This window comes from Pontibacter chitinilyticus, assembly GCF_039748935.1.
Lineage (GTDB): Bacteria > Bacteroidota > Bacteroidia > Cytophagales > Hymenobacteraceae > Pontibacter > Pontibacter chitinilyticus.
Window position 1 is genome coordinate 38,233 of record NZ_JBDIZJ010000016.1, and the last position, 25,411, is coordinate 63,643.

Annotated in this window: 21 protein-coding genes and 3 tRNA genes; 7 read left to right on the forward strand and 17 right to left on the reverse strand. The window is 44.2% G+C overall.

The features are described from left to right. Positions 1–42: 42 nt before the first annotated feature. The 13 genes from ABDW72_RS18660 to ABDW72_RS18720 all read right to left on the reverse strand — a co-directional run bounded on the left by ABDW72_RS18660 (position 43) and on the right by ABDW72_RS18720 (position 11,981). On the reverse strand, positions 43–744 hold the full coding sequence (locus ABDW72_RS18660; RefSeq protein ID WP_347160126.1) for a M48 family metallopeptidase: 702 nt from the start codon (positions 742–744) through the stop codon (positions 43–45). Beyond that, complete coding sequence (locus ABDW72_RS18665) at positions 744–3,977, reverse strand: type I restriction endonuclease subunit R (RefSeq protein WP_347160127.1); 3,234 nt, start codon at positions 3,975–3,977, stop codon at positions 744–746. The genes ABDW72_RS18660 and ABDW72_RS18665 overlap by 1 nt, the downstream gene beginning before the upstream one ends. After that, positions 3,977–4,750 (reverse strand): GGDEF domain-containing protein, encoded by a 774-nt coding sequence (locus tag ABDW72_RS18670; protein WP_347160128.1) that lies wholly within the window; start codon positions 4,748–4,750, stop codon positions 3,977–3,979. Before ABDW72_RS18670 ends, ABDW72_RS18665 begins: the two co-directional genes overlap by 1 nt. A 17-nt stretch (positions 4,751–4,767) precedes the next feature. Beyond that, positions 4,768–5,787 carry a CBASS cGAMP-activated phospholipase gene (locus ABDW72_RS18675; protein ID WP_347160129.1) on the reverse strand — a complete coding sequence of 340 codons (1,020 nt, stop codon included), beginning with the start codon at positions 5,785–5,787 and terminating at the stop codon, positions 4,768–4,770. A gap of 1 nt (position 5,788) precedes the next feature. Continuing rightward, complete coding sequence (locus ABDW72_RS18680) at positions 5,789–7,039, reverse strand: restriction endonuclease subunit S (RefSeq protein WP_347160130.1); 1,251 nt, start codon at positions 7,037–7,039, stop codon at positions 5,789–5,791. After that, positions 7,032–7,484, reverse strand: coding sequence for a type II CBASS E2 protein (locus ABDW72_RS18685; RefSeq protein WP_347160131.1), 453 nt, complete (start codon positions 7,482–7,484; stop codon positions 7,032–7,034). The genes ABDW72_RS18680 and ABDW72_RS18685 overlap by 8 nt, the downstream gene beginning before the upstream one ends. Beyond that, positions 7,468–8,706, reverse strand: a complete 1,239-nt coding sequence (locus tag ABDW72_RS18690; RefSeq protein WP_347160132.1) for a cyclic GMP-AMP synthase DncV-like nucleotidyltransferase — start codon at positions 8,704–8,706, stop codon at positions 7,468–7,470. Before ABDW72_RS18690 ends, ABDW72_RS18685 begins: the two co-directional genes overlap by 17 nt. Before the next feature lies 1 nt (position 8,707). Then, entirely contained in the window at positions 8,708–10,237 is a 1,530-nt protein-coding gene (locus tag ABDW72_RS18695) for a type I restriction-modification system subunit M (RefSeq protein WP_347160133.1), read from the reverse strand. Positions 10,238–10,242: 5 nt separating this feature from the next. After that, the gene (locus tag ABDW72_RS18700) at positions 10,243–10,830 is read right to left on the reverse strand and encodes a restriction endonuclease subunit S (RefSeq protein WP_347160134.1); all 588 of its coding nucleotides are present in this window, start codon (positions 10,828–10,830) and stop codon (positions 10,243–10,245) included. A 445-nt stretch (positions 10,831–11,275) separates the two neighbouring features. After that, positions 11,276–11,349: transfer RNA gene (locus ABDW72_RS18705), tRNA-Arg, on the reverse strand. A 67-nt stretch (positions 11,350–11,416) separates the two neighbouring features. Next, positions 11,417–11,490: transfer RNA gene (locus ABDW72_RS18710), tRNA-Pro, on the reverse strand. Positions 11,491–11,607: 117 nt separating this feature from the next. Beyond that, a tRNA-Ser gene (locus tag ABDW72_RS18715) sits at positions 11,608–11,694 on the reverse strand. A 134-nt stretch (positions 11,695–11,828) separates the two neighbouring features. Continuing rightward, positions 11,829–11,981: a hypothetical protein gene (locus ABDW72_RS18720; RefSeq protein WP_347160135.1), complete on the reverse strand. Its 153-nt coding sequence runs from the start codon at positions 11,979–11,981 to the stop codon at positions 11,829–11,831. Positions 11,982–11,989: 8 nt separating this feature from the next. On the opposite strand from ABDW72_RS18720, the gene ABDW72_RS18725 reads away from it, so the two are divergent. From ABDW72_RS18725 to ABDW72_RS18735, 3 genes are all read left to right on the forward strand, one after another. Further along, positions 11,990–13,018 carry a VWA domain-containing protein gene (locus ABDW72_RS18725; RefSeq protein ID WP_347160136.1) on the forward strand — a complete coding sequence of 343 codons (1,029 nt, stop codon included), beginning with the start codon at positions 11,990–11,992 and terminating at the stop codon, positions 13,016–13,018. Then, entirely contained in the window at positions 13,015–13,980 is a 966-nt protein-coding gene (locus ABDW72_RS18730; RefSeq protein ID WP_347160137.1) for an aerotolerance protein, read from the forward strand. Before ABDW72_RS18725 ends, ABDW72_RS18730 begins: the two co-directional genes overlap by 4 nt. Positions 13,981–14,164: 184 nt before the next feature. Beyond that, complete coding sequence (locus ABDW72_RS18735) at positions 14,165–14,614, forward strand: PaaI family thioesterase (protein ID WP_347160138.1); 450 nt, start codon at positions 14,165–14,167, stop codon at positions 14,612–14,614. A gap of 125 nt (positions 14,615–14,739) precedes the next feature. On the opposite strand, the gene ABDW72_RS18740 is transcribed toward ABDW72_RS18735, so the two are convergent. Next, the gene (locus ABDW72_RS18740) at positions 14,740–15,177 is read right to left on the reverse strand and encodes a hypothetical protein (RefSeq protein WP_347160139.1); all 438 of its coding nucleotides are present in this window, start codon (positions 15,175–15,177) and stop codon (positions 14,740–14,742) included. A 467-nt stretch (positions 15,178–15,644) separates the two neighbouring features. Between ABDW72_RS18740 and ABDW72_RS18745 the strand changes: the two genes are divergently transcribed. Continuing rightward, positions 15,645–16,202: a hypothetical protein gene (locus ABDW72_RS18745; RefSeq protein WP_347160140.1), complete on the forward strand. Its 558-nt coding sequence runs from the start codon at positions 15,645–15,647 to the stop codon at positions 16,200–16,202. 64 nt (positions 16,203–16,266) lie between these two features. Here ABDW72_RS18745 and ABDW72_RS18750 read toward each other — a convergent pair whose 3' ends face one another. The 3 genes from ABDW72_RS18750 to ABDW72_RS18760 all read right to left on the reverse strand — a co-directional run bounded on the left by ABDW72_RS18750 (position 16,267) and on the right by ABDW72_RS18760 (position 19,878). Then, entirely contained in the window at positions 16,267–16,437 is a 171-nt protein-coding gene (locus tag ABDW72_RS18750) for a hypothetical protein (RefSeq protein WP_347160141.1), read from the reverse strand. 9 nt (positions 16,438–16,446) lie between these two features. Next, positions 16,447–16,785 carry a hypothetical protein gene (locus tag ABDW72_RS18755; protein WP_347160142.1) on the reverse strand — a complete coding sequence of 113 codons (339 nt, stop codon included), beginning with the start codon at positions 16,783–16,785 and terminating at the stop codon, positions 16,447–16,449. 231 nt (positions 16,786–17,016) lie between these two features. Continuing rightward, a complete protein-coding gene (locus tag ABDW72_RS18760; protein ID WP_347160143.1) occupies positions 17,017–19,878 on the reverse strand; it encodes an alpha/beta hydrolase family protein in 2,862 nt (953 codons plus the stop codon). 410 nt (positions 19,879–20,288) lie between these two features. Here ABDW72_RS18760 and ABDW72_RS18765 point away from each other — a divergent pair, with 410 nt between their 5' ends. The 3 genes from ABDW72_RS18765 to ABDW72_RS18775 all read left to right on the forward strand — a co-directional run bounded on the left by ABDW72_RS18765 (position 20,289) and on the right by ABDW72_RS18775 (position 24,861). Then, entirely contained in the window at positions 20,289–21,473 is a 1,185-nt protein-coding gene (locus ABDW72_RS18765; protein ID WP_347160144.1) for an acetyl-CoA C-acyltransferase, read from the forward strand. A gap of 269 nt (positions 21,474–21,742) precedes the next feature. Next, on the forward strand, positions 21,743–23,053 hold the full coding sequence (locus ABDW72_RS18770; RefSeq protein WP_347160145.1) for a toxin-antitoxin system YwqK family antitoxin: 1,311 nt from the start codon (positions 21,743–21,745) through the stop codon (positions 23,051–23,053). Positions 23,054–23,220: 167 nt separating this feature from the next. Further along, positions 23,221–24,861 carry an amidase gene (locus ABDW72_RS18775; RefSeq protein WP_347160146.1) on the forward strand — a complete coding sequence of 547 codons (1,641 nt, stop codon included), beginning with the start codon at positions 23,221–23,223 and terminating at the stop codon, positions 24,859–24,861. Positions 24,862–25,411 lie beyond the last annotated feature (550 nt).

The window sequence follows — 25,411 nt, forward strand, 5'->3', positions numbered from 1 at the left end:
GATACCTACCCGCTCTACCTTCATGTTATTATGATGTAATATCTAAGCTAAGGTACTTTCCAATTTGTCCTTCCATTTTTTCCAATCCGGTAATATCAAACTCTGAAGATTATGGAAGGCTTTAGTGTGATTGTGATGCACCAAATGAGATAATTCGTGAATGATCACATATTCAATACTGCCTTTAGGCGCCTTGATTAGTTGCGTATTCAGAATGATCTTACCAGTAGGTGAACAACTACCCCAGCGCTTGCTCATATAGCGGATGGCCAGAGATGGCTTCTTAATTTTGTACTGATTAAATTTTGGCAGTAATTCTTCAAGTAACTCAGTAAACACAATATCTGCTCTGTGTTTATACCAGTTATCAAGCTGTTGCTTTAATGCATCCGGTTTTGTATTTACTGCATGCATAAATAACTGACCACGATAAAGCTTTACTACATTTTCGCAATCAGGCACAATTTTCAACCTGTATTGTCGACCGAGATACAAATGTGTTTCCCCATTCACAAACCGTCGAGGTGGCGTAGCGGGTTTATAGCTACTGAAAAAATCTATCTGTTTAAATATCCAAGGTGCCTTTTTACGTACCTTTTTCTCGATCTCTTCTTGCTTTGCAGCCAGTGGAGCAAATACCTCCACTATTCCTTCAGGATGAACTTTAATGCCTAATGACTTGCGTTCTCTATGATATAGTGTAATGTCAATTACCCTTTCTCCAAACTTCAGTTGATATTCCACTAACTTTTATATCTTGTTTCCGCAACTTTGATACATCCGGCAATTAATTTGTCTATTTGATCAAAGCTTATCTCCAGATCATATTTAGCTTTAGTTTCAAAAAGAAGATCATCAATTTCTATACGCACCTTCCCCTTGATATCATCATTTTTCTGCCAGTCTATTACAGGATGCCCATTATCAAAAACATTCATTTTGACCACCTCATCTATCCCAGCAGCAATCTCTGCTGCAATGTCAATACTATTTGTTTTTAATGCTAATCCATCTTTAAGTTCTTCTGAAGTCAAATTGTAAAAAGCTACAGATGTCGGATTATCTTTGATAATTGAAGGAACGTTGGTACGCCTTCCATTGAAAAAAGCGTCTTCAAACTCCGTCGTTCTAGCCAGGTATTCGGCTTCATTTATTCTTTGCTGATGATAATCATCTATAGTTTTTTTAATTAGCTCAGATAGCCGCTTATATTCAACAGGGTCATCGTTCCACCTTATATTGATCGCCTTTAATGTTCTACTGGCAATATGATCTGCTTTAGCTGCCTTGCCTGTGACCTTTTCTAGTTCTGCTTGACGCTCCTCTTTATTAAATATGTTCACTAGGTCAGTTATCTTCAATACATCACCATGAGAGGTAATATGCTTATCAATAAGCTTTTGCACCTGTGCTTCATATTCTTTGTAATCCAGTTCATCAGAGTAACGTCTTTTTACTGATACTCGCAAAGCCAAAAAGAATTCAGCATCTTTTCTATACTTTTCAATTTGCTTTTCTGGTGTATTATTATTAAAGTCTAAGCTGGATAAGGCTAATTTTAGAATTCGCAGGTATACAGATAACTTGTCATAAAAGCTGTGCCTTTTTGCTTCATCAGATAAAAGCTCTTCGTATGCCGGCTCATCATATTTATTCTTTACTTCCTTAAAGATGTCCCATAATTCAGAGTGCGTCTGAGGTAGCTTTTCTATTTCTTTACCAACATTTGTAAGGGTGCCAATCAACTCTTCTTTATCATACTCTTCCAGCCCTGCATAAGTATGCAGAGCATCATCAAGGTTCTCGAGATTGCCGTAATAGTCAATAATGTAACCATAATCTTTACCCGGATACAACCTGTTCACCCTTGCAATTGCTTGTAATAATGTATGCTCTCTTAAGTTCCTTGTGAGATATAATACCTGATTTCGTGGTGCATCAAAACCAGTCAACAACTTATCTACAACAATAATGATCTCAGGCTCATCCTGTTTCTTAAAGCTGTTGATAATTGCCTTTTCATATTTCTCTTGGTTCCCGTATTTATCCATCATGGCTTTGTAAAAAGCCTTAACTTTTTCATCACTTTCTTCAAAAGCATCTTTTTCACCTTCGCGGTCATCTGGTGCTGAAATAAGTAACTCAACTGAAACCTTAGCAATGTCTTTAAAAACTTCTCTATATCTTATAGCTGATAGCTTGTTTGGCGCAACTAACTGACCTTTAAATCCCGTTCCTTGTATATTATCCGTGAAATGCTTTACTACATCCCAAGCCGTATTTTCTATGAAGGATGCAGACTGAACAATTTTATTTCTGGAAGAAAACTTGCGTTTTAAAGCTGCCTTACCATAATCAGTAAGTGGTTCCGCCACACGTTCAAAAAATGTATCAAGCGGCTTTTCATTTACATGCATAATATTATGCCTTCCTTCATATAATAGAGGCACAACTGCTTTATCTTCTACTGCATCTGATATTGTATATACAGTCCCTGGTATAATACCACCAAACTTTCCTGCAGTACTTTTATCTTTCTTCAATAAAGGTGTACCAGTAAATGCTATGTAACAGGCTTGCGGAAAAACTTTCTGCATTTTTACATTGAAAGTGCCATACTGAGTACGATGACTTTCGTCTACTAAAACAAATATATTGTTGCTGTTAAAAACATCCTTTGCTTTAGTAACTGCAGACTGGAACTTGTTGATGATAGTAGTAATGATAGCATCGCCATTCGTTTCTAATATCTCAATCAGCTTTTCCCCAGTAGCGGCATTCACCACCGGTTTACCACATTTCTTAAATGTTTCAGTAATTTGGTCATCAAGGTCAACCCTATCAGTTACCAAGACTATCTTGGGATTCTTAATTTCTGGATGCATTGCAATTAACTGCGCCAGCATTACCATTGTCAATGATTTACCACTTCCTTGGGTATGCCAGATAACACCTCCTTGTCTTTTTCCATCAGGTTGTACTTTACTGATTCGTTCCAGTGTCCATTTTACAGCGAAGTATTGCTGATAACGGGTTATTTTTTTTATTCCATCATCAAACAGTATAAAATGGTGCATAATGTCTAACAATCTGTCCTGACGACAGAGATTGTAGAGCATTTTATCCTGTTCGGTAATAGTTAAATCCTCCTGCTCCAGTTGATTAAAATATTGAAGCACGTTCAGAAACCTCTCTCTAAACAACAAGGTTCTGTCGTTATTAGGTAAGGGGGCATTTTTAAGCTGTTGCAAAGTTTTTTGATACTCCTCTTCCTCATCTTTGTGCCGGAACTGCTCTTTCCAAACACTCCAGAATTCTTTGGATGTTGCCGTAGTTGCATACTTTGCTTCATTTACCGCAACGCCTATCACCAAATTGGAATAGTAATACAACGAGCGAATACCATCTTCCTGTTGGTTTCGCAAATGCTGTTCTATTGCCTGGTCAATAGGATGTTTAATTTTGGGACTCTTACATTCTATTACTACTAATGGAATGCCATTAATAAATAATATTATATCTGGACGATAGGTGTCAGATCTTTCAAAGCGAAGAACAGAATATTCCTCGGTGACGTGGTAAACGTTGTTTTCCGGATTCTCCCAATCAATGTACTGGAAAGAAAAGCTTTTCTTATCACCTAAGACACTTTGCTCCAAACTCTTTCCCAGTGTTACTAAATCATAAAAGGCTTGACTTGCCGCCATAAAGCCATCTTGTAGCGGTAAATCTCTTAAAGCAAGAATGGCAGTATTGATATTAGCTTCACTAAAGGGAAACTCTTTACCCTTATATTCAATCTTATTGATCTCTTTAAGTTGCATTTTAAGGATGGCTTCCAACAATACATTAGAGCTCCGGTTACCTCTGGCTTCCAAAGCCTCGTCTGGCGTTAGGTACCGATAACCCATCTTCATAAGCAATTGAAGTGCAGGTATTTGGGATATGTAATCCTCTTTAAATGAAGGTAGTTCCATTAAACTATTATTTTACTGCAATTTTTACCTGTTTGGCCTTTGGCTTCTCCCAATGCAGAATTAACACGATCTATAATTGACTGATAATTATCACCTTTCTTATATTCAGTTATACCGCAAGATACTTTTAAATAATACGATTTGTCATTAACACTAAAACCAGTACGTTCAATTAGTTTCCTTTTTCTTTCTGCAGCTAAAAGAGCATCATTGGCTGATGTTTCGTTTGCAACAATTAAGAACTCATCGCCACGATTAAAAAATCTGAAAGTTTCATCTGTTACTCTTTTATCGTTCCCTAGTAGTTCTCCTAGCTTTTTTAAAACTTGATCAGAAGTTATGTAGCCATAATCTGTGTTGAAGTGTTTAAAATTGTCAACATCTAAAAGTATTATTGATAAATTCTTCCCAATAGATTTACTGCTGTCTTCTAATTGTTTTTCTAAATAATATTTTAGAGCCTTATGGTTTTTCAAGCCTGTTAGTTCATCAGTAAAGTTATCCGTTTCTACTTTCTTATACTTTTGCTTAAAAGTTAAGAATGCTAAAACCACAGAAGCTAGAATAATGACAATTGTATAGATTATTACCCAGTAAAGTGAAATTTGAAATTTGTAGTTTATTATACTGAAATAGTTTGTATCATTTGGGATAAATCTGGCAAAAGCAAATACAACTAGAGCAATAAATAACCATTTAAGCACGTCATAGACACCTTTAGCTAAAGCATCAGCTTTAAATTTCTTAAATGATTCTTTAAAATAATTACTCATACCGTTGGATTAAACTACTATTGAAAGAATGTTTGGATGATTTCATTACCATTGTTTTGAAAGGCTACCTGCGCCTTTTCCTTAAGTTTGATTAACTTCTTCTTATCTTTTTCATCCAGTTCGATAATACAAGTTTCATCCAATTCTGTATCGATTCTCTTGTAAACAAAGTTTGGTTGCTGCCCTTGCTCTCTGTCAATACCGTTTTGAAGAAGGCTGACAAGGTTTTGCACAAGTTGAGACTGTCCCTGCATGAATAACTCAATCAATCTCTTTCTGTCACTTTCAAGCATCCAGTATTTTATCCCCCAACTTTTCCGTTCACACGCATCAGCAAAACGCTGATAACCTGTACCTATAGAAAGCACTTGCAATTCAGATAATTGTTTGTTAAAAGCTTTTTGAGCTTCTATTAAGGTAAGTAAAGTTGGGTTATTTGCCATTACTCCACCGTCTACTTTGTTGCTGAATGATTGCTTCATTCCATTCAGATCAGTATAACTTGCAGAATAAGGGTCAAAATAAGTAGGGGCTGCGGATGTTGCCAGTGCTGCTTGGTACGCTGGAATATGATAGTCTCGAATAAAACGAGGATGATAATTGTTCTTCAAAACAGATGGCTTTCCTTGCATCAAATCATAGATAGGAATACATACATTTGTTTTGCAATCTTTTAATGTGGGTTCTGATCCCCCATTAGCCTCCTTAAATTTCTTTCTAATCAAATTCTCTAAAGCTGTTCTATCGTGTGCAGAATTAAAAAGTCTACCAAAGCCATTTCGTTTTTTTCCAAAAATCATGGCTGCATTATCTAAATAGAGATCAAGTATATCTATCGCTGGAACACCTAGTGCTAGAGCGATTGCTATAATACCTCCTGTAGATGTACCACTTATCAACTGGAAATTTTCATATATTTGGTATTTTTCAACCCCTCTGGACTTTAACTCTGCTTCAATAGAAGCTAAAAACATTGCAGGAAATATTCCACGAATTCCACCGCCATCTATTGTTAATATATTAAACTTTTCTTCCACTTTATCCTTCAATTTTCACTCTTACCTCACCTGTTAATAATTTTTGCATTAAACCTTTCTTCTGGTGTTGTAATGCAAATAACTTTTGTTCGTAAGCTTTTATTTCAAAATGTGCTGTATTAAGAATATTAGCAATTGCAACTTGTGCCTCGTATTCAGGCACTTCTACTTTCACTTTAGCAAAGTCTTTAAATTTGCAGTTAAGTGTATCCTCAACTAAGCCTTGGGAATTTCTGAAGAACTTATTTATAACTGAAGGTAACCTAAATAGGTATGCATAGAATTTGGAATATTGATTTTCTTTTGGTGTAACAATTGTATAAGCTGGGCTAACAATTCCTTCCAGGCTAGATAAGGCACTTCTGCCCTGCCACATCCTCATTGTATTATACCCAATATCTCCAGGACAAATTCTCTTATACTTTGCCTTATCACTGTTTGAAGTATCTCTTTTCTCTGATTGCGATTGTGGATAAATACCTAACGAACCTACTGACAATAAATCTAAATTTAAATAACCAGTTTCATTCCGTTCAATAAAAGCTTCAGCCAGATGTATTTCTTTCCATGGCTTATTAAATCCTTTCAGCTTTTTTTTACCAGTAAGTAATTGCAGCGTTAATCCTTTATTTCGTTCTAGTAATTTATAAAGGATCTGTTGGGTATATAATATCGCTTCATCCCAACAATAAAGAATTGAAGCTATTTTCTTTTGCTCTGATAGCTTTGGGAGTATTGTATAAAACTTTCGCTGTGTAGTAATAGGCACTTGGTTTCTTGTAGATTGGCCCATTACTCGTGAATACTGATTTATAAAATAGTCTGAAGTAAAATATTCCCTCAAATAAAGATTGCTCAGTAAGTTAGGATTACACCTAAAATATGTTGCAGTTGTACTTAGTACAACATACTCCAGTTCTGTGTTAAGAATCGCAACTGGACCGACAGTTGCATTATGAGCAAATAAAACGTCACCATTCTTTGCTATACCTTTTCTAAATTGTTTAGCTCTTTCAGGGTGCAGAAATTTACAGCTGTTAAAGTCTACGTACCCGTTAAAGAAATTATTTGCAGAAAGGTATGGCACACCTGTTGAGACAAATTCCTCAGATCTTGGATAAAGTTCACCATGATTGCCATCTAAATGATCAACCAAGATACCCTTTGAAAGCAGTTCTCCAATTTTGTACACTTCCCATTCTTGAGGTATCATACCTAATGGTGAAGGTTTATAGCCGGGTTTATTACTCATGTTCGTTTTGTTTTTTAGGTAAATTATTTCGCGCATGCACACCCCCACCTGTCCATTCACCTGTGCCTAACCAAATCTCATAATGGTAAAGCCATTCATATGTCCAAGGTATAATAGTTGTGGCCAAAAGCATTGTTTTGTTCCACTCTTTTCCGTCAGGATAGTACAGACACAGTTGCTGTTCCTTCTGATCATAACAATGAGGGAGCTTTGTTTTTCCCTTAGCCAATGGCAAAGGCTTAGGTTTAATTACATAAACCTTAGGAGGTTGGTTAACATGATACTCAAGCTTTACTTTATACAACTCCCCTAAAGGTGAAGATGAAATGGTGTCCGTCCAGGTTAAGTGATTATCACGAAAGGTAGTAACATTGCTACCAGTGAAGATGCGTTTAATGTTTAACGCCTGAACGCCTATTGGTAAAGGTTTAATCTTCTGAGCCATAAAAGTTATGCGGTTTAATTACATTTGCAGCACCGGCTGTAATACCCAGCTTTGTGTCAAAGCGGTTCTTACCCTGCTCAGTTAATAATCTTTTGCGTTCTCCTATGTTAGTGAACGTTCTAGTAATCTCATTTTTACCGAATGCTTTAGACAGACTTTCCATGATGTTATGATTACCACGTTGAGCCGTTGCATTTGAGATGTCTTCTTTCACCTTCTCTAACCACCTCATGAATTTCGTTTCTTTGGCAGGTGTTTCTCTCCATTTATCAGCAAAGTTTTCTTTGTCATTAACCGGGTTCTCAACACATCTATAAAACTCTCCTGTTATAGGGTCATATTTTGTTTTAATAAATAAATGCATCCGGTCAATTACATCAACCAGCGCTTCTAATACATTGGTCTGCTTTTCATATGCATATGCAGCAAGGGTAGTTATTATAATCGAAATTGGCTTCTCTTTATCATCCTTGAACATCATATCCCTGTGGCGTTTAAGAATTTGAACTACTCTTTGCAAAGGCATTCTTTCCCGCTGATACTTAGGGGTCGGCTTTACAGCTTCGTTTAGGGAGAACATTCTGATACTAGAACCAGGAACTGTGGCTTGGTCTATAAACCATTTTGCATAACCAAACGGATTACTCTTTAACCAATATTCAGGCCTTTTTTCTGTATTGTAATTACCTTCTTCTCTATCTGTAATACTGATAGCAAGGTGATCTACATGATTGGTAGTTACATTTGAAAAAGCTTTCTCTAAAAGAACTGTATAGCCGAAGGCAATAACCGCAGGAAGTATATCCATGTGGTACTGATCGTTTCTTTTCGAATTCTCCCGGTATTTTAATGTCCAGCATCTTCTGCCTTCTTCATCCAATAAGCTTCGGTAGGTTTTGTGCTTTTCCAGCTGTCCACCTACTATAACTTTTAGGTCTTTTTGTGTCCACCTTTCATTTTTACCAGACAACTCACAAACCAAATCAATATCCAGATCCTGATTTTCGTCGTATGGCTGTATAGTAGTACCAATCAAAAATGATCCTTGCGGCTTGATAGTCGGACTGAAGGGTTTTAATAAAGAATCATCCGCACATAGCCAATTTCCAACTGCGTTGTAGCTTTCTACCGCAGCATTAAATTGAGTTTCGGATATGTCAAGAGTATTACCAAGCTCCTCCAGTATTTCGCTAAATTCTGTTTTTTGTTCTTTTGTAAGCATCTTAGATGAGGTTTAATTCTTTTAAATAATTTTCCATTTGAACCTCAACGTCGGATAATTCTGCCTTCAATCGGGATATCTCGGCTTGTGTTGAGGCAATATCTACTGGCACTTCCTCCTCAAATGTGTCCACATAACGAGGGATATTCAGGTTATAATCGTTCTCCTCGATCTCTTCAAGGGTTGCTCGGTAAGCGTATTTATCTTCTATTACAGCACCTTCATTTGCTATTAATGGAGCAGCAGCCCTAAAAGCTTTATAAGTATCAACAATATGTTTAATGTCTTCAGGTCTCAGCCGGTTCTGGTTTTTGCCATCCTGATATTCACGGCTTGCATCAACAAACAGCACATCTTTATTATCACCTTTACCTTTATTAAAAATGAGGATAGCTGCAGGAATACCAGTACCAAAGAATAGATTAGCAGGTAACCCTATAACTGCCTCCAGCATGTTTTCCTTGATTAACTGCTCTCTTATTTTTCCTTCGCTGCTACCACGGAACAAAACCCCATGTGGAACAATAACCCCAGTTTTTCCAACATCTTCAAAGGTGGTTTCAATCATGTGTGTAATGAAGGCATAGTCACCTTTGCTTTTAGGTGGTGTACCTCGATGAAAACGATTGTATTGATCTGCTAAAGCGTTGTCAGCACCCCATTTATCTAAGGAGAATGGAGGATTGGCTACTACGATGTGGAACTTCATTAGCTGGTCGCCTTCGAGCAGACGAGGATTGTTCAATGTATCGCCCCACTCAATGTCTGCATTGTCCATTTCATGCAGGAACATATTCATCCGAGCCAATGCCCAGGTGCTGCCGTTGTTTTCCTGTCCGTATAGAGAGAAGTTGTTAGTACCTACTTCTTTTGCCACCTTTATCAATAAGGAACCAGAACCACACGCAGGATCACAGATACGATTCCCTGGTTGTGGATCTACCAGCTTGGCAAGCAGAGTTGAAACTTCACCCGGTGTATAGAATTCTCCAGCCTTCTTACCAGCATCGCTTGCAAACTGAGAGATTAAAAATTCATAGGCATCACCTATTATATCATTACCTTCTAAGTGCGAAGGCTGTAAATCCAACATAGAAAAATCAACCAGCAGGTTTTTCAGACGTCGGTTACGGTCTTTGGTTTGACCAAGATTAGCTTCGCTATTAAAGTCAATGTTACGAAACACCCTTTCCAGCTTGCTACGGTTAGCATCTTCTAATTTTTCCAGGGCAATATTAATTAGCTCACCCAGGTTATTTTCATTGCGCTGTTCAAAAAGAAAATCGAATGTACATTCCTTAGGCACTTGAAAACGTTCGTTACGTAGTGCCCTTTCAATTCTTACTTCATCTCCATTATATTTTTCTGAATAAGCAGCTCTTTTATCTTTCCAGACATCAGTTAGATACTTAAGGAAAAGCATTGTTAAGATGTAATCCTTATACTGAGTAGCGTCGATGGTACCACGAAATGTGTCGCATGCTTTCCAGACAATGTTATTGATTTCTTTTTGTGTTAGTTTCTTCTCCATTAGAACTATTTTATAAGTTTAGAAATGATTGCTTTATACATATTTTGTTTTTGAGTCAATAGCTGTTGGGTAAGTTCGATTTCCCTGTGGTGCAGCATTGCTATGGCAGCTATCTGCTTTTGTTGCTCCATAGATGGTAAGGGTATTTGAAAAGCACCTAATTCAGATATTCGTATAGAAAGAATGTTTGTCCCTCCGCCAATTTGCATAAATGCAGCTCTACTTTGGGGGGAATTCAGAAAAGCAGCCAGATATTCAGGATCTATTACTTCCTTTTTAGGCCTAAGAACAAAGAATGTGGATGAAGCCACTGCAGGCTGATTTGTTTCATGGTAACACCATGCAAATAGTCGGCTACCCTTTCCTGCGAAAAGAACATCTCCTTCCAATAATACATGTGAAGCCGATTTTTTATTTATCATAATGTACTCGTCAGCCTCAGTGGTTAGCCTACCATCCTCGCTAAATTGACGAGCCTGAAGATAGGCAGCAATTCCCATCGGTTCTGGTTTCGCATACAATCCAATGCGTATATCACATATGGAATTTATATTTTTAGTTCTTATCATTGTAGAGTTATTCGATTTTGACAAAGGTAAGTTTAAAGATGATAATCACAAATTTAAATTGTAGAGTTTTTCAATTTTTATAATTTTTGTATTTATTAGTTTAAAATTATGATTTTAAACGCCTCTATTCTGCTTAATATCAAAGCACCCATGGATTAGGCCTTAAGAATAACTAAAAAACAAAAGCCGTTTTAGCTAAGCTAAAACGGCTTTTGTTTTTTAGTTATTTGCAGAAAAAGCACTTACCATATTCCATTATGTATGTGCTCGGTTAGCAAGTGCGGCCACCTGGAATCGAACCAGCCACCTACTGATTATGAATCAGCATATAGTTTATGAAATTAAATTAACCTCTTAATACTGACTTATACTTAACACTATTTGTTTATTTACAACTTGACCTATAACTTGACCCAATAAAAAAAACGCCTGTAAATACTTGATTTACAGGCGTTTAAAATGATAAATGTGATCCCGTTTGGATTCGAACCAAAGACCTACTGCTTAGAAGGCAGTTGCTCTATCCAGCTGAGCTACGAGACCATTGTTGAGGAAAATTTACAAACTTCCTTAAACAAAAAATTTCGGAATTGCTTCCGAAATTTTTAAGTCGGGGTGGCAGGATTCGAACCTACGACCTCCACATCCCAAATGTGGCGCGATACCGGGCTACGCTACACCCCGAACTGGTAATTCGCATTAAATTGCGGTGGCTTTGTGTGCCATTGCGTTTTATTGCGATGCAAAAGTAAGCGAAGAATTTAAAGTTTCAAACTTATTTTCAGCTTTTTTATTCGCTTGCGGAGAAGGGGGGATTCGAACCCCCGGTACCGTTTCCAGTACGGCAGTTTAGCAAACTGCTGGTTTAAGCCACTCACCCACCTCTCCGGGCTCTTCCTGCTAAAGAGATTGCAAACATACTACATTCCCTTTTATGGCGCAATAGCCGCCCTTACTTTTTCGGGCCTTTATTCCTTTAAATTCTCTCGCCTGCACTCCCTTTTCCTGCTAAGCTGCTGATTTTATTCTGCTTGCTCCGGCGAACCTGCCCCAAAATAATTAAGCTTGGGCTGCCAGCTAATTTGTGCAGCGCCTGTGGTAGTGGCCTTTGCCAGCTCATTCGCTATAATAGTTGGCCTGGCAGCACGTTCTCTCACCAGAAGTACAGCAGGCATTTGTATATTTGCGCCTGCACCGCGGCGCATTGCCGACACAGGCCGCCGCTGCCATACAACACCCTATGACCTGGTACCAGCATATTACTTTGCTCGAGCTCCTGTTCGGCATCCTGTTTATCGGGTTGTACATCGGCTACCTGTACCGGGTGTGGCGTGTAGCCCGCTTTTTTAAGCAACGGCCTCATGCTATCTGGATCAAGTTTCTGCTGCGCAACCTGTATGTAGGGCTGCTGCTTGTGGCTATACTTGGTCCCTCGTTTGGCGCAATGAAAAAGGAGATCCGCACCATCGGAAAGGACCTGTACATTGCGGTTGATCTTTCAAAATCGATGGATGCGACGGATGTGCAGCCTTCGCGGCTGGAAAAAGCCAAACATGAGATACAACGCCTCATTACCCGTTTTAACTCCGACAAGATTGGGCTGATCGTGTTCTCCAATGAGGCTTTCATCCAAAGCCCCCTTACCTACGATCAGAATGCGCTCCAACTATATACCAAGACCTTACGCACCAGCCTGATGCCCTATGGCGGCACAGACTATGCCCCTGTGCTGCAACTGGCGCTCGATAAGCTGGGGCAGCCGCGGCAGATAGCAGCAGCTGAGCAAAAGGCCCGGGTGCTGGTGCTCATCAGTGATGGCGAAGACTTTGGCGAAAATGTGGAAAACCTGGCCGAACAATTGCGGGAGCAGAACATCCGGGTGTACACCGTAGGAGTTGGCACCATCGAAGGCAGCCGCATTCCGGTAGGCAAGGGTTTTAAAAAGGACGAAGAAGGAAAGACTGTGATCACACAACTCAACCCGGGCCCGCTGGCAGTGCTGGCAGAACTCACCGGGGGGCGTTATTTTGAAGTTAACAACCGGGTAAGTGAAGTCAGCCGCCTGATTAGTGCCATCAATAACATGGAGGGAGAACTGCGGGAAAGTAAGATGGTGGATGTAACTGCCAACAAGTATGTGTACCCACTAGCGCTGGCGTTGTTCTTTATTCTGCTCGATGCCTTTATTACCGTTAAGCTGATCCGGATATGAAAGTGCTGCTGTATTCTGTCGTCCTGATCAGTTTCCTGAGTGGTGGCCTGCGCACCATTTCGCGCATCAACATCTACTCACAAGAGGCCGCTATAGCGTACCGGCAGCAGGATTACGCCAAAGCCATGGCCGCTTATGAGTACCTGCTCAACGACCTGGAAGTGCAGGACGATCAGCTACGGCTGAACCTGGCGCACACATACTATAAACTAGGTAAGCTGGATGAAGCCCAGGCAACCTACCGCCTCCTGGCAGATCATCCTTATAACCACCTGCGAGCGGTGGCACACCTGCAGTTGGGCAACATCGCCGCTTTGCAACACAAGTATAAACAAGCCCTTTCGCTTTACCGGGAAACCCTGATCATAGAGCCAGCCAATGAAATGGCCCGCTACGATTACGAATTACTGAAGAAATACCTGGTGCTGCATCCCGAAAAAGTGGAGCAGGCCCCGCAGGAGAAACTGCCGCCACCGGCAGCCAAAGCACCGGATAGCCTGCAAGCGCCTCCTCCTGCCGAAGAAAACATGGAGCCACAGCCGAAGCAAAAACCGGATACTCAGGGCAGCGATAAAGCGGAAGTGGATAAACCGGAGCCATCTCCCACGCCAACAGATCAGCAGCAACAGGGTGGTAGCCATGGTGACCAGCCACAAAATGGCAGTAGCAACGGCGACAGCGAGCGGGAACAAGCCAGCGGCTCCTCTGACGGCGATACCAAAGGACAGAACCTGCAGGATGTCTCCGAAACAGACCAGCCGTTGCAGCGGGGTAGCTCTCAAAACGCAACCGACCAGGACCAGCGTGCCCAAACACAGCGGAGCCGGCTGCAACAGATGAACATGAGCCCTGAGAAAGCACAACTGCTGCTCAACGCCATGCGAAATGCCGAATTACAATACATCCAGCAACTTCCGAAGAAGTCTGCTCACACGCCAGCTCCCGGCAAGCCCGACTGGTAAAACAGCTATCTTACCTGCTGCCTGCGCTATACTTATAGCTATACTTCCAGTCAACAGTTTGATGCCCTTATAGTATAACTGGTCAGGCATAGCAAGCTTTTGGCGTTTGGGCTGCAAGTCTCCTGTGCAGGAGGAGGTAACTGTTCTGAGTATTATGTATACTTGCGTGATCTACCCCGGAAATATGGACGTACAAGAACATTATCGCCGCCTGGAGCAGCTGTATTATAGTGCCAATATACAACGCTTTTACAGTAACAGTCAGCTAACGGTAAGTTATGAGCAGGCCGAGATTATTCTTCCTCTGGACCCGGCCTTCCATCATGGCGCGCATGCTGTTCACGGCAGCGTATACTTTAAACTTCTGGATGATGCCGCCTACTTTGCTGTCGCCTCGCTGGTGCAGGTTGAATTTATTGTAACGGCTGCCTTCCAACTGAACTTGCTGCGGCCGGTTACCAGCGGCACGCTGAAAGCCGTAGGCAAAGTCCGCTCGAAAAGCAAAAGTCTGTTTGTGGCAGAAGCCACGCTGTACAATGAGAAAGGCAAAGAGGTCGCTTTCGGCTCTGGGCAGTTTATGCGCACCCAACAATTGCTGGAAAGCTTACCAGGATATCATGATAATGACGCATGAGGGCCAACACAACTGCTGCCTGCCTTGAGAAGAATTAACCAGGGGCCGCACTTTCAAGGCTACCAGAAAAATAGCAGGAAAATACTTTCTTGCTCCAATCGCCTGCCACAGCACTGCCGCAGGACTTAGCCTACTGTCCTATCGACGGCGGAATATCTTCTGGAGGCGTACCAGCCCACAAAAGTGCCCCAGATTACCACATTAAAAAAGAAAGGCATCAGAAGGCCTTTTACAGTGAAGTCGTTGAACAGCGGCTTGCCCAAAACAGGGTTTACCACCACCCAAATCCAGAGGCAAGGCAAGATACCGAATATCATTCCCTTCGGGATTGTAGGATTTTTTACAAAGGCAGTAAAAATAAGACCCCAGATGCCGCCGCTGATCATAAACAGGATAGCAGCGATTACCTGGGCGCCGGCATCATCCCCGCCAAACATCCCCTGATACATTTTTACAAAACCGGGAGCACCCATTCCCGCTGCCTGCAAAATATACATGATCACAATGAGGAGAAGCGCCCCCAGTGCCCCGCCAATAAAGCCTGTTGCTAACCGATTGTTCATAGTTGTATGGGTTTAGTGATAGATGACCATACTCTTTACAAAGTCACCCTTTGTATTTAATTATCTGAATATGTATACTTTATATCAACAAAAAGAGTTTTTTAGCGCCTTTACACAGCGCTTAAGAGAGGAGAGCCTTACAATTTTGCTATTCAGTTATAGGTGCTTTTTCTGTAGCATGCCTCACTAGCTGAAAGTGCTTAAGAATTATAAAATTATTCATCCTGCCTTTCTGCTAAAGTATAACACAGCTTGCATGTGTTGACGGTCTCCACCAGCATCTTAGCTTAAGGTAAGTGGCTGTTTACCATAAACAAAGAACATTCATAAGTTTTGCGGCTTATAGATTAGCACATTATTTCACTAAATAAAATTATATACAAAAATTATACACCTCGATTACCCGCTTCGCTGCCAGTTTAATGTTATTTTCTGCCTGTTCTGATGACAATGCATTACCAGGAGACATGTCCTTAGCCAGCCAGACACAACAGGATGCACGTTCTGCTAAATCATTAAATCAAATTAAAACATATGTGGTCGACCTGACGTCTCTGAACAACTCAGGTGTAATGGGTACTGCTACACAGACGCTAAATGGCGACATGCTCACCGTACACATCACGGCCAGTGGCCTGGAGCCAAACAAACTGCACCCGCAGCACATCCATGGCTTTGTAGAGAACAACCAAAATGCGGTTTGCCCGCCCATGTCGGCTGATAAGAATGGTGACGGCTTGATCGAATTGGGTGAAGGCTTGCCGTATTACGGAAATGTGCTGATACCACTCGTAATGGACTTCAGCAACCTGCTTTTTTTCCCGACGGCTGATGCCAGTGGCAACATTGACTATACCCAAACAATTGACCTTACAAAGGATAACAATGGAGACGGTGTGGCCGACTTAGTGGTATTACCTCTTCAAAACGATGCGATTGTATTGCATGGCTTAACAGTAGACGGTAGTTACATGCGCACGCTGCCTGTAGCCTGTGGTGAGATCAGACCTTATAACGGTAAGTAAACCACTTAATACCTAAAATGAGCAAGGCCCGCTGTACTTCTGGTACAGCGGCCCTTGCTCATTTTTAAGCACCCGTTACTACTATATTACCAGTGATAACTTCTCTCTTCTGCGCCCACTGCTTACGGGTAATAGCGATAGTGGCAAGTATAACCATGGTGCTGATGATAGGTAAAGATCCGATCGGGTTAAGCGGAATAATAGGTAAACTAAAAGCAATGATCACAAAGCTCACCTGTTTTAGTTATTGATACCCGCTAGCATCTCCGCGGAGCATGGACAGGATGCACCGCAGTTGCTGCAGGATCAGTAGCAGAAAAACCACTCCCATCAACATCAGGGAATAGAAACGGAAGCTATACACAAAGCTGCCCTGTAGTATCAGTTTTACATTTACATAAGATACGGCAACTAAATGGCCAGTCCAGTTAAAGAGGCTCCAGAAGCAGAAAGCCATTACCAGGAACAGCGGCAAGCGCTTCACGGCCACTTGCTGTGAACGACAAAGCAGTTGAGCAAACAGCATACCGCTCAGCAGTGAGAGTATGATCAGAGCAGCATCTACTTTCTGGGTATCAATCATATGTTTACTGTTTTAAAAGATCTATTTTTTACTACTATAATACAAAATATAATTCAAATAAAATCTTCTTGTAAGAAATATTTAGCTAAGAATAAACAACTGGAAGTCAGTTGTTTATTCTGGAAGCTGTAAAGCGATAAGAGCGCAACTGGTAAGTATAACCAGGGCTTTTAAAAGCAACAGCCGCTGCACCATCAGGTACAGCGGCTGCCAAGTATAATACGCTTCTGGTTATTCTTTTGCTTCGCCGGCTACTTCGGGCTTTACCAGTTCAAAGCCGTAATCTTTGCCCTTTACCACTTGCGGCACGCCCTGCTTCATCCACTGCGGCATTGGAGCGCCTTTCAGGTAATAATCGAAGTACTGCGACATGCGCACCGAAAGGTCTTTGCGGTTTTTGCGCTGCATCAGGTTGTGGTCCTCGCCATTATACACCAGCATCCAGACAGGCTTGTGCAGGCGGCGTAGCGCCATAAAGTACTCAATGCCCTGGTACCACGGCACTGAGCCATCGGCGTCGTTGTGCATGATGAGCAACGGCGTCTCCACGCGGTCGGCAAAGAATAGCGGCGAGTTCTCAATAAACTGCAGTGGTTTTTCCCATAAGGTGCCACCGATGCGACTTTGTGTATGCTCGTACTGGAACTGGCGGCTCAGGCCGGTGCCCCAACGGATGCCTCCGTATGCGCTCGTCATGTTTGATACCGGAGCGCCTGCCATAGCTGCTTTGAACAGGTTGGTGCGCGTTACCATGTACGCAATCTGGTAACCGCCCCAGCTCTGCCCCTGCAAGGCCATGTTCTTCTCATCCACGAAGCCTTTTGCCACCAAGCTTTGCACACCCGGAATCACGCAATCCATGGCACTCTCGCCGGGGTAACCGTTTTTATATACAATATCAGGCACGAAAACCAGGTAATCATTGCTTACAAAGTATGGGATGTTGATAGTAGAGGCGCTCGGCGCCGGTACACGGTGCTGGTGGATACCGTCGGAAGAGCGCTCGTAGAAGTACACCATCATCGGGTATTTCTTGTTCGGATCGAAGTTCTCCGGCTTGTAGAGCAGGCCCTGCAGCGGTACGCCGTCTGTTGATTTCCACTCCACCAGCTCCACTGTTCCCCATAGGTAGTCCTTCATCTGCGGGTTAGCATCGCTCAGTTTCTCCACCTTGGCAAAGCCCAAGTCTGACGTATACAGGTCGTTATACTCGCGGAAGGCACCTTTGCGGAACGTCACGCGATCATCGTTCTTTGCCTTGCTGAGATTAGTATAGGCATGATCCGAGAAAATCAATTGCTCCGGCAGCGCCTGCTTGCTTACGTAGTCGCGGAAGTAGCCATTAGCTTTGGTCTTCAGGTTAAAACCGCTCAGGTAAATGGTTGCGCTCTCCGGAATGAACTTCTGCTCCGGATCGAGTTGCTCATAGCGGAAGCGCAGGTCATGTTTGCGGCCGTAGCCGTCGGTCAGGTTCTCCGGCGCTTTTTTGCCGCTGGGGTCCAGCAGCCACATATCATACTTGTCGTACACCAGCAGGTAATCGTCGTGTTTGCCTACCCAACCGGCTATGCCATACTCGTCAGGCAGCACAGGCATATCGTTCGTCTCGTCGTAAAAAGGTAGGCCTACCCGCTTGCTAAGGTTTTCTTTGTGACCGTTTTTGGTGGCCAGCGCATACCAGCTGCTGTCTACGGGCTCATACCAGTACACGTAGTCGCCCTGCGGAGAGAGGCGCGGCATGCCCCGGGTTTCGTTCAGCACCTGCTTCCGGGTACCTTTTTTCAGGTCGAGCAGATAAGCATCTTTGCGCGTAGGTGTTTCGTAGCCGATGGTGATTTTATACTTCTCATCGCTGACACCTAAGGCCACATCGCCTGTTTTATAGGCATCCAGGTATACATCCGGCACCTCCAGCGTCGCTAGTTGCTGCATCTTGTCTCCTTTCAGTTCATACATCGCCAGAAACGAGCGCTTTAGCTCCTTGTCCTTCTGCTTGAGCTGCATCGGCTGAATAAGCGGATCTTTGTAGGTCCAGATATCTAGGCTCACTTTATCCTCCTCCAGCTGTGTGGTGTCTTTCTCGTAGCGGGTCGGGCGCGGAAAGGTGCCGAAGAACAGGCGCTTGCCGTCTTCCGAGAACAGCAGTTCCCCATTTTCGCTTACCATCCAGTCCTTTGGCATCCCTTTGGAGGCGGTGTCGGCCAGCACCTGGCGCTTGTTGTCTTTGCGGTTCCAGTAATTGAGGTTAAAATAGCGGATGTCGGCCCCGGCGCTATCCATGGTGGCAACATACGCCAGTTGGTCGCCGGTCTTGTCAGTGCTGAGTCCATTATAGCTGGTGCGGCCCGTATCCACAGGTATGGCTTGGAGGTCGGCAGTATTCACCGCAAAAACGCCGGCGTTGTGCAACGAGTCGAGCTTATCCTTTACAAAATAGAGCATATTGCCCTTCTCGGAGAAGACATAATCCGTTACGCGGCTGTAGCGCTGCTCCTGCCGTGTCTGCAGGTTGCGCAACACGAGCTCGGTACCTTCGGCTTTTTTGTTTTTCTTCAGAGTCGGCTTCTTAGCGTCTGCTTTCTCTTCCGGCTTCGCTTTATCGTTCTTTTTCTGGGGCAGCGGTTTTTCCAGTTGGTAAGCTACAAAGCCGCTTCCCTCTTTGGGCAACTTATAGGACTTTACCCGCGGCACTTTCACCACCTGCATGTCCTGCAGGTTCAAGATCGCCAGCGAATCTTTTGGCAGGTCGTCTGCTTTTTTCTTCTTCAGCTTAAGGGCGCGCACCTTCTGGAACTCCGGCTTTACCTGGAACACAGCATAGCGGCTATCAGCGGTAAAAGCAGCTTTTGATCCCCGGCTATACTTGGTGAGCGCGTTGTTAAGGTAACTTTTGATGAACAGACTGCCATCGCCTTCCTGCGGATTCACATTGTAGAGCACATACTGGCCGTTATCCGAAAGCTTGCTTCCTTCCACGCCTTTCCAGCTGTCGTATACATCATGGGTAAGCGGTTTTTTAGCGGTTTGCTGCTGCGCCTGCGCCTCCAGAAGGCCGGCACTGCACAAAACTGCCATCAGTAAAAATCTTTTCATTTAAGTGACGTTGTGATTAGATTGATCAGGTGAGATTATTTGATCTCTAAAGATAAGCGTTTCGCTGTAAAATCATTGCTTCCTGGTATCCTTTAGGACATCGACGGGCACTTACATGTAGTCCAAACCTTTGCCTTGGTACCGCTTCTCAGCAGCCCGTGGTCCTGCAACATTTCCTTTTCGGCTCTATACCTGATGCCATACAACTTTCTTTATCGTTTCCCACCGGTTTCTTCCTATGCTTAAACTCCTACCTGCAAAGTTCAGGAGGCTGTATGGTTGCAAACTATAAGCTGGCAGCCGGTGTTATGAAGCTGCAGGGCTCAGGCAACCATAGTTAGCTAACGAACGTTTGGTTTTAAACCTTAAACTTGATAATTTCACTCACCAAATTAATTCCATACAAAATCATGCAAACCAAAGAAGTATATATTATCTCCGCTGTCCGAACGCCGATTGGTAGTTTTGGCGGTGCATTAGCCAGCCTTTCAGCCACTCAGTTGGGTGCTGCCGCCATTAAAGGTGCGCTGGAGAAAGCCGGTGTAGACAAAGAACAGGTACAGGAAGTGATTATGGGCAATGTGCTTTCGGCCGGATTAGGCCAGGCGCCCGCCCGCCAGGCAGCTGTTGCCGCCGGACTGGGATACAACGTGGAGTGTACGACGGTGAACAAAGTATGCGCCTCCGGTACCAAAGCCATCATGTATGCTGCTCAAGCCATTATGCTGGGCCATAAAGACGTGATTGTGGCAGGCGGCATGGAAAGTATGAGCAATGTGCCGTTTTACCTCGATAAAGCCCGCTGGGGGGCCAAACTCGGCCACGGCCAGATGACGGACGGCCTGCTGAAAGACGGTTTGTGGGATGTATACAATGATTTCCACATGGGCAACGCGGCAGAAAACACCGCCAAAGAAATGCAGATCACCCGCGAAATGCAGGACGAGTATGCTATAAGTTCTTATAAGAAAGTGGCCGCTGCAGCCGACGCTGGCCAGTTGAAGGACGAGATCGTGCCGGTAGAAGTGCCGCAGCGTGGCAAAGATCCAATCCTGGTGACGGAGGATGAAGAGTATAAAAAAGTCAACTTTGATAAAATTCCCGGGCTGAAGCCTGTGTTCGACAAAGCAGGTTCTGTGACAGCTGCCAACGCTTCTACCTTAAATGACGGCGCTGCTGCGGTTGTGCTGATGAGCAAAGAGAAAGCCGAAGAACTGGGCGTAAAACCGATCGCGAAGATCCTGGGCTTTGCCGATGCGGAGCAGGACCCGATCTGGTTTACCACCACGCCATCGCTGGCCATCCCCAAGGCGCTGAAGCATGCAGGCATAGAGGCTGCTGACGTGGATTTTTACGAGATCAACGAAGCGTTCTCTGTGGTATCTATCGCGAATAACCAGAAACTGGGCCTGGAAGGCGGCAACGTGAACGTGTTTGGCGGCGCTGTATCGCTTGGCCACCCGCTGGGTGCTTCCGGTGCCCGCATCGTGGCTACACTGTGCAACGTGCTGGATAAAAAAGGTGGCAAAATAGGTGTTGCCGGCATCTGTAACGGTGGTGGCGGCGCCTCCTCCATCGTGCTGGAAAAACTGTAAACTGCCCCAGGCATACATTTTGCAAGAAGCCTTACGTTATGCGTAAGGCTTCTTTTTTTATCTGATCAGCGTTTGCCGGAGCATGAGGTATTCAGATCTTAAAAGTAGGTTCTGAAGAAAGTATGGTTTATACTTCATCTTGCGCATCAGAAGGTCCTGCTATCGTTTTTTGAATCGTTTGGCCTGCCTTTATGTTGTTTATTCTCCGAAGCAGAACCTGGCACAAGTTCAGATTCAAGCTTCTGCAACCCAGAAAGTACTTTTTATTTATGTATAAGTTAGGATTTACCCTGTTAGCACTGGCACTGCTGCAAACTGCCGCCATTGCCCAGACCAAAGTCACTACCTTCCACGATGAGGCGCACACGGCCGTTAAGGAAGAATACTATATGTCGCCCGACTCGGCTATTGTGGGCTATTACCACCGCTACTACCCGGACGGGCAGCGGGAGGCGCTGGTGAAGTTTGTTGCCGGCAAAAAGGACAGCGTGTATACTGAGTTTTATCCTGATGGTCAGCCGAAGTTAAAAATTACCTATGCCCAGGATGTGAAGCAGGGCCCCTACAAGGCTTTTCTGCCAAACGGGCACCTGCTGCAGGAGGGTACCTACGAAAACGATCAGCAAAGCAACGTCTTCAAGACCTTTTACGAAGACGGCACCCTGAAAAAGGAAACGACTTTCGTGAACGGCTTCCCGGAAGGCCTGGTGCGGGAGTACTACCCTTCAGGCCAGTTAAAGTCGGAGATCACCTACCAAAACAGCCAGCAGAACGGCCCTGCCAAAACTTTTTATGCCAATGGCAAGCCCGAAACAGAAGCCAGCTACCGCAATGGCATGCTGGAAGGCCCCTACAAAACTTATTTCGACAATGGCCAACTGGAGACAGAGGTTGTGAACAAGGCCGGCGAGAAGAACGGTACGTTTAAAAGCTACTACCGCAGCGGAAAGCTGAGCACCGAAGGCGGATTTTTGGCTGGTAAGATGCACGGCGAGTCCAAGTCATACTATGAGAGCGGCCAGCTGCGCAGCAATCTCACCTATAAGAACGGCCAGCCAAACGGCAAATATTTTTATGCTGATGGCAAGCTAAAGGAAGAAATATCGACCAGCGGCAACGGCGATAGCAAGTCTGTTTTATACTACCCGTCGGGCAATTTGCAGGCCGAGCAGCAGCTGAAAGACAACATGAAACAAGGCAATTGGAAGACCTACTTCGATGCGCCCGGCAAGCACCTGCAGGTGTCGGAAAATTACGCAGATGATATGCTGACCGGCGACCGGCTGGTATACTATGAGCGTGGACAGGTGAAAGAGAAGTATAAGTATGAGAAAGGCAAGATCCTGGACCTGAGCTATACCTACTATCCTTCCGGAAAAGTAATGTCGGAAACAAACCATAAGGATGGCCTTCGCTTTGGCCCTTACAAGCAGTATTTTGAAGACGGCAAGGTAGAAGTGCTCGGCCAGTTTCGTAATAACCGCGAAACGGGCACCTGGAAATACCAGAACGAAGCTGGCAAAGTAATCAAAACCACGCTCTACCGCAACGGACAGGTACTGGAAGAGAAGACCAAATAAGAACAACTTTTATACATGAAGCCCCGCTACCCTAACAGGCAGCGGGGCTTTTTTATTAATCCCTTGTGAAGTATAACAGGGTGCGATTCCGACATGGCAACATTCGGCTCAAAACAAATTTTATACTTGATCTCAAAACTCTTATCTTACTGTAAAAAACGTGACGAATGGATAGGAGAAACTTTATACGAAGTGGTTCGCTGGCGGGCATAGCCTTGTCTGCTTTTACGCTAGAATCCTGTAGCAAAGGAACGTCTGGTGCAACAGAGAACGAAAAGGCTGCGGCCACAGGCACAGGCCTTTCAGAAGGGTTTGAGTTGAATGAAGCGACGATCAACGGCTTGCAACAAAAGATGCAGAGTGGCCAGCTTACCTCAGAAGCCATTACCAAGCTTTACCTCGACCGCATTAAGGCCATCGACCAAAACGGGCCTAAGATAAATTCTGTTATCGAAGTAAATCCGGATGCAGTAAGTATAGCCGAGCAAATGGACAAGGAACGCAAATCAGGTAGAATTCGCGGGCCACTGCACGGCATTCCGGTACTGATCAAAGACAACATTGATACGGCCGATAAAATGCAGACCACTGCAGGAGCCCTGGCGCTGGAAGGCAACATCGCTTCTACCGATGCTTTTATTGTAAAACAGCTACGCGAAGCAGGTGCGGTGATTCTGGGCAAAACGAATTTGAGCGAGTGGGCTAACTTCCGCTCCACCCGCTCCAGTTCCGGCTGGAGTAGCCGCGGCGGCCAGACGCGTAATCCCTACGTGCTTGACCGCAGCCCCTGTGGCTCCAGCGCCGGCTCGGGCGTGGCGGTGGCTGCCAACCTCTGCACGGTAGCAGTGGGCACCGAAACAGACGGCTCCATTGTGTGCCCGTCGGCGGTGAACAGCGTAGTAGGCATCAAGCCAACAGTAGGCCTGGTGAGCCGCTCCGGCATCATTCCGATCTCCTCTACCCAGGACACCGCCGGCCCAATGGCGCGCACTGTAACAGATGCCGCTATCCTACTGGGCGTTTTAGCAGGCACCGATCCGAAAGACGCTGTGACCAAAGAGAGCAATGGCAAGTCTTATACCGGCTACACGCAGTTTTTAGATGCCAACAGTTTGCAGGGCAAACGCATTGGGATAGAAAAAACGTTTATCAAAGGCCATGAAGGCGTAGATGTTCTGCTACAGAAAGCCCTCGATACCCTCCGCAGCAAAGGCGCAACCATTGTAGAAGTAGAGGTGGTTGATAAGATCAACAAGCTGGGCGAAGATGAGTTTAAGGTGCTGCAGTACGAGTTTAAAGAAGGCGTAGACAAGTACCTGGCGGGCGCTAACGCCAAAGTAAAATCGCTGCAGGATGTGATTGACTTTAACAAAGCGCACGAGAAAGAAGCTATGCCCTACTTTAAACAGGAGACGCTGGAAAGCTCCGAATCATTGGAAGGCATTAGCCCGGAAGTATACCGTGAGGCGCAGCAAAAGAACCTGACCACCTCTCGCCAGATCATTGACGACGTGCTGAAAGCAAACAACCTGGATGCTATTTCCGGCCCCACCTACGGCCCGTCCTGGTGCATCGACGTGATCAACGGTGATTCTTTTTCTGGGTATGGTCTGTCTACACCGGCAGCTATTTCGGGGTACCCGCACATTACGGTGCCACTGGGTGCCGTGCAGGGGCTGCCGATCGGCCTCTCATTCTTCGGTGGTGCTTACACCGAGCCGAAGCTCATCGGCATTGCCTATGCCTACGAGCAAGCCACCCACAACCGCATAGTGCCAACGTTTATCAGATCGACTAATCCATCTTAAGGGAAGCCACTTTATACTCGAAAGCTCCGGTTCGCAAAAGCCGGGGCTTTTTGTTTTACCTCGGGTCTGTAATTGGTCGAGATGTAGCAGTGTAGTATTGGCTCATGCGGAACCCACCCCTAGCCCCTCCAAGGAGGGAAATTTGTCTGTAGCAGGAGAGAAGCATAGATGGTATGGTTAGAGCTTTACCTCCCTTCTACCAAGATTATTTCAGAATGACAGGAAAGAGAAAACAGGGAAGAAAGATCCCGTAGTAAGTAAAGCTTCCCTCCTTAAGTAAGGAGGGGTAGCGGTGGTTGGATCCAGAACCGTAAAAGACAATAGCTATCTACCACAGCTACCAAGTATAGCTGATTAAATAAAGTATGAAGCGGCTGCAATCGCTACAAAATAAAATGGCACTTTAACTGTAATAGTCAGGATGTAAGCTGACATTCTCTGGCATTGAACAAAAGTGAACCTGATATTCACCACTTAATATTTTTCTTTCATAATCCCCTCTCATAAACTTGGAGGGGTTGCGAAAGAAAATAAACCTGTTAGCCTTCTG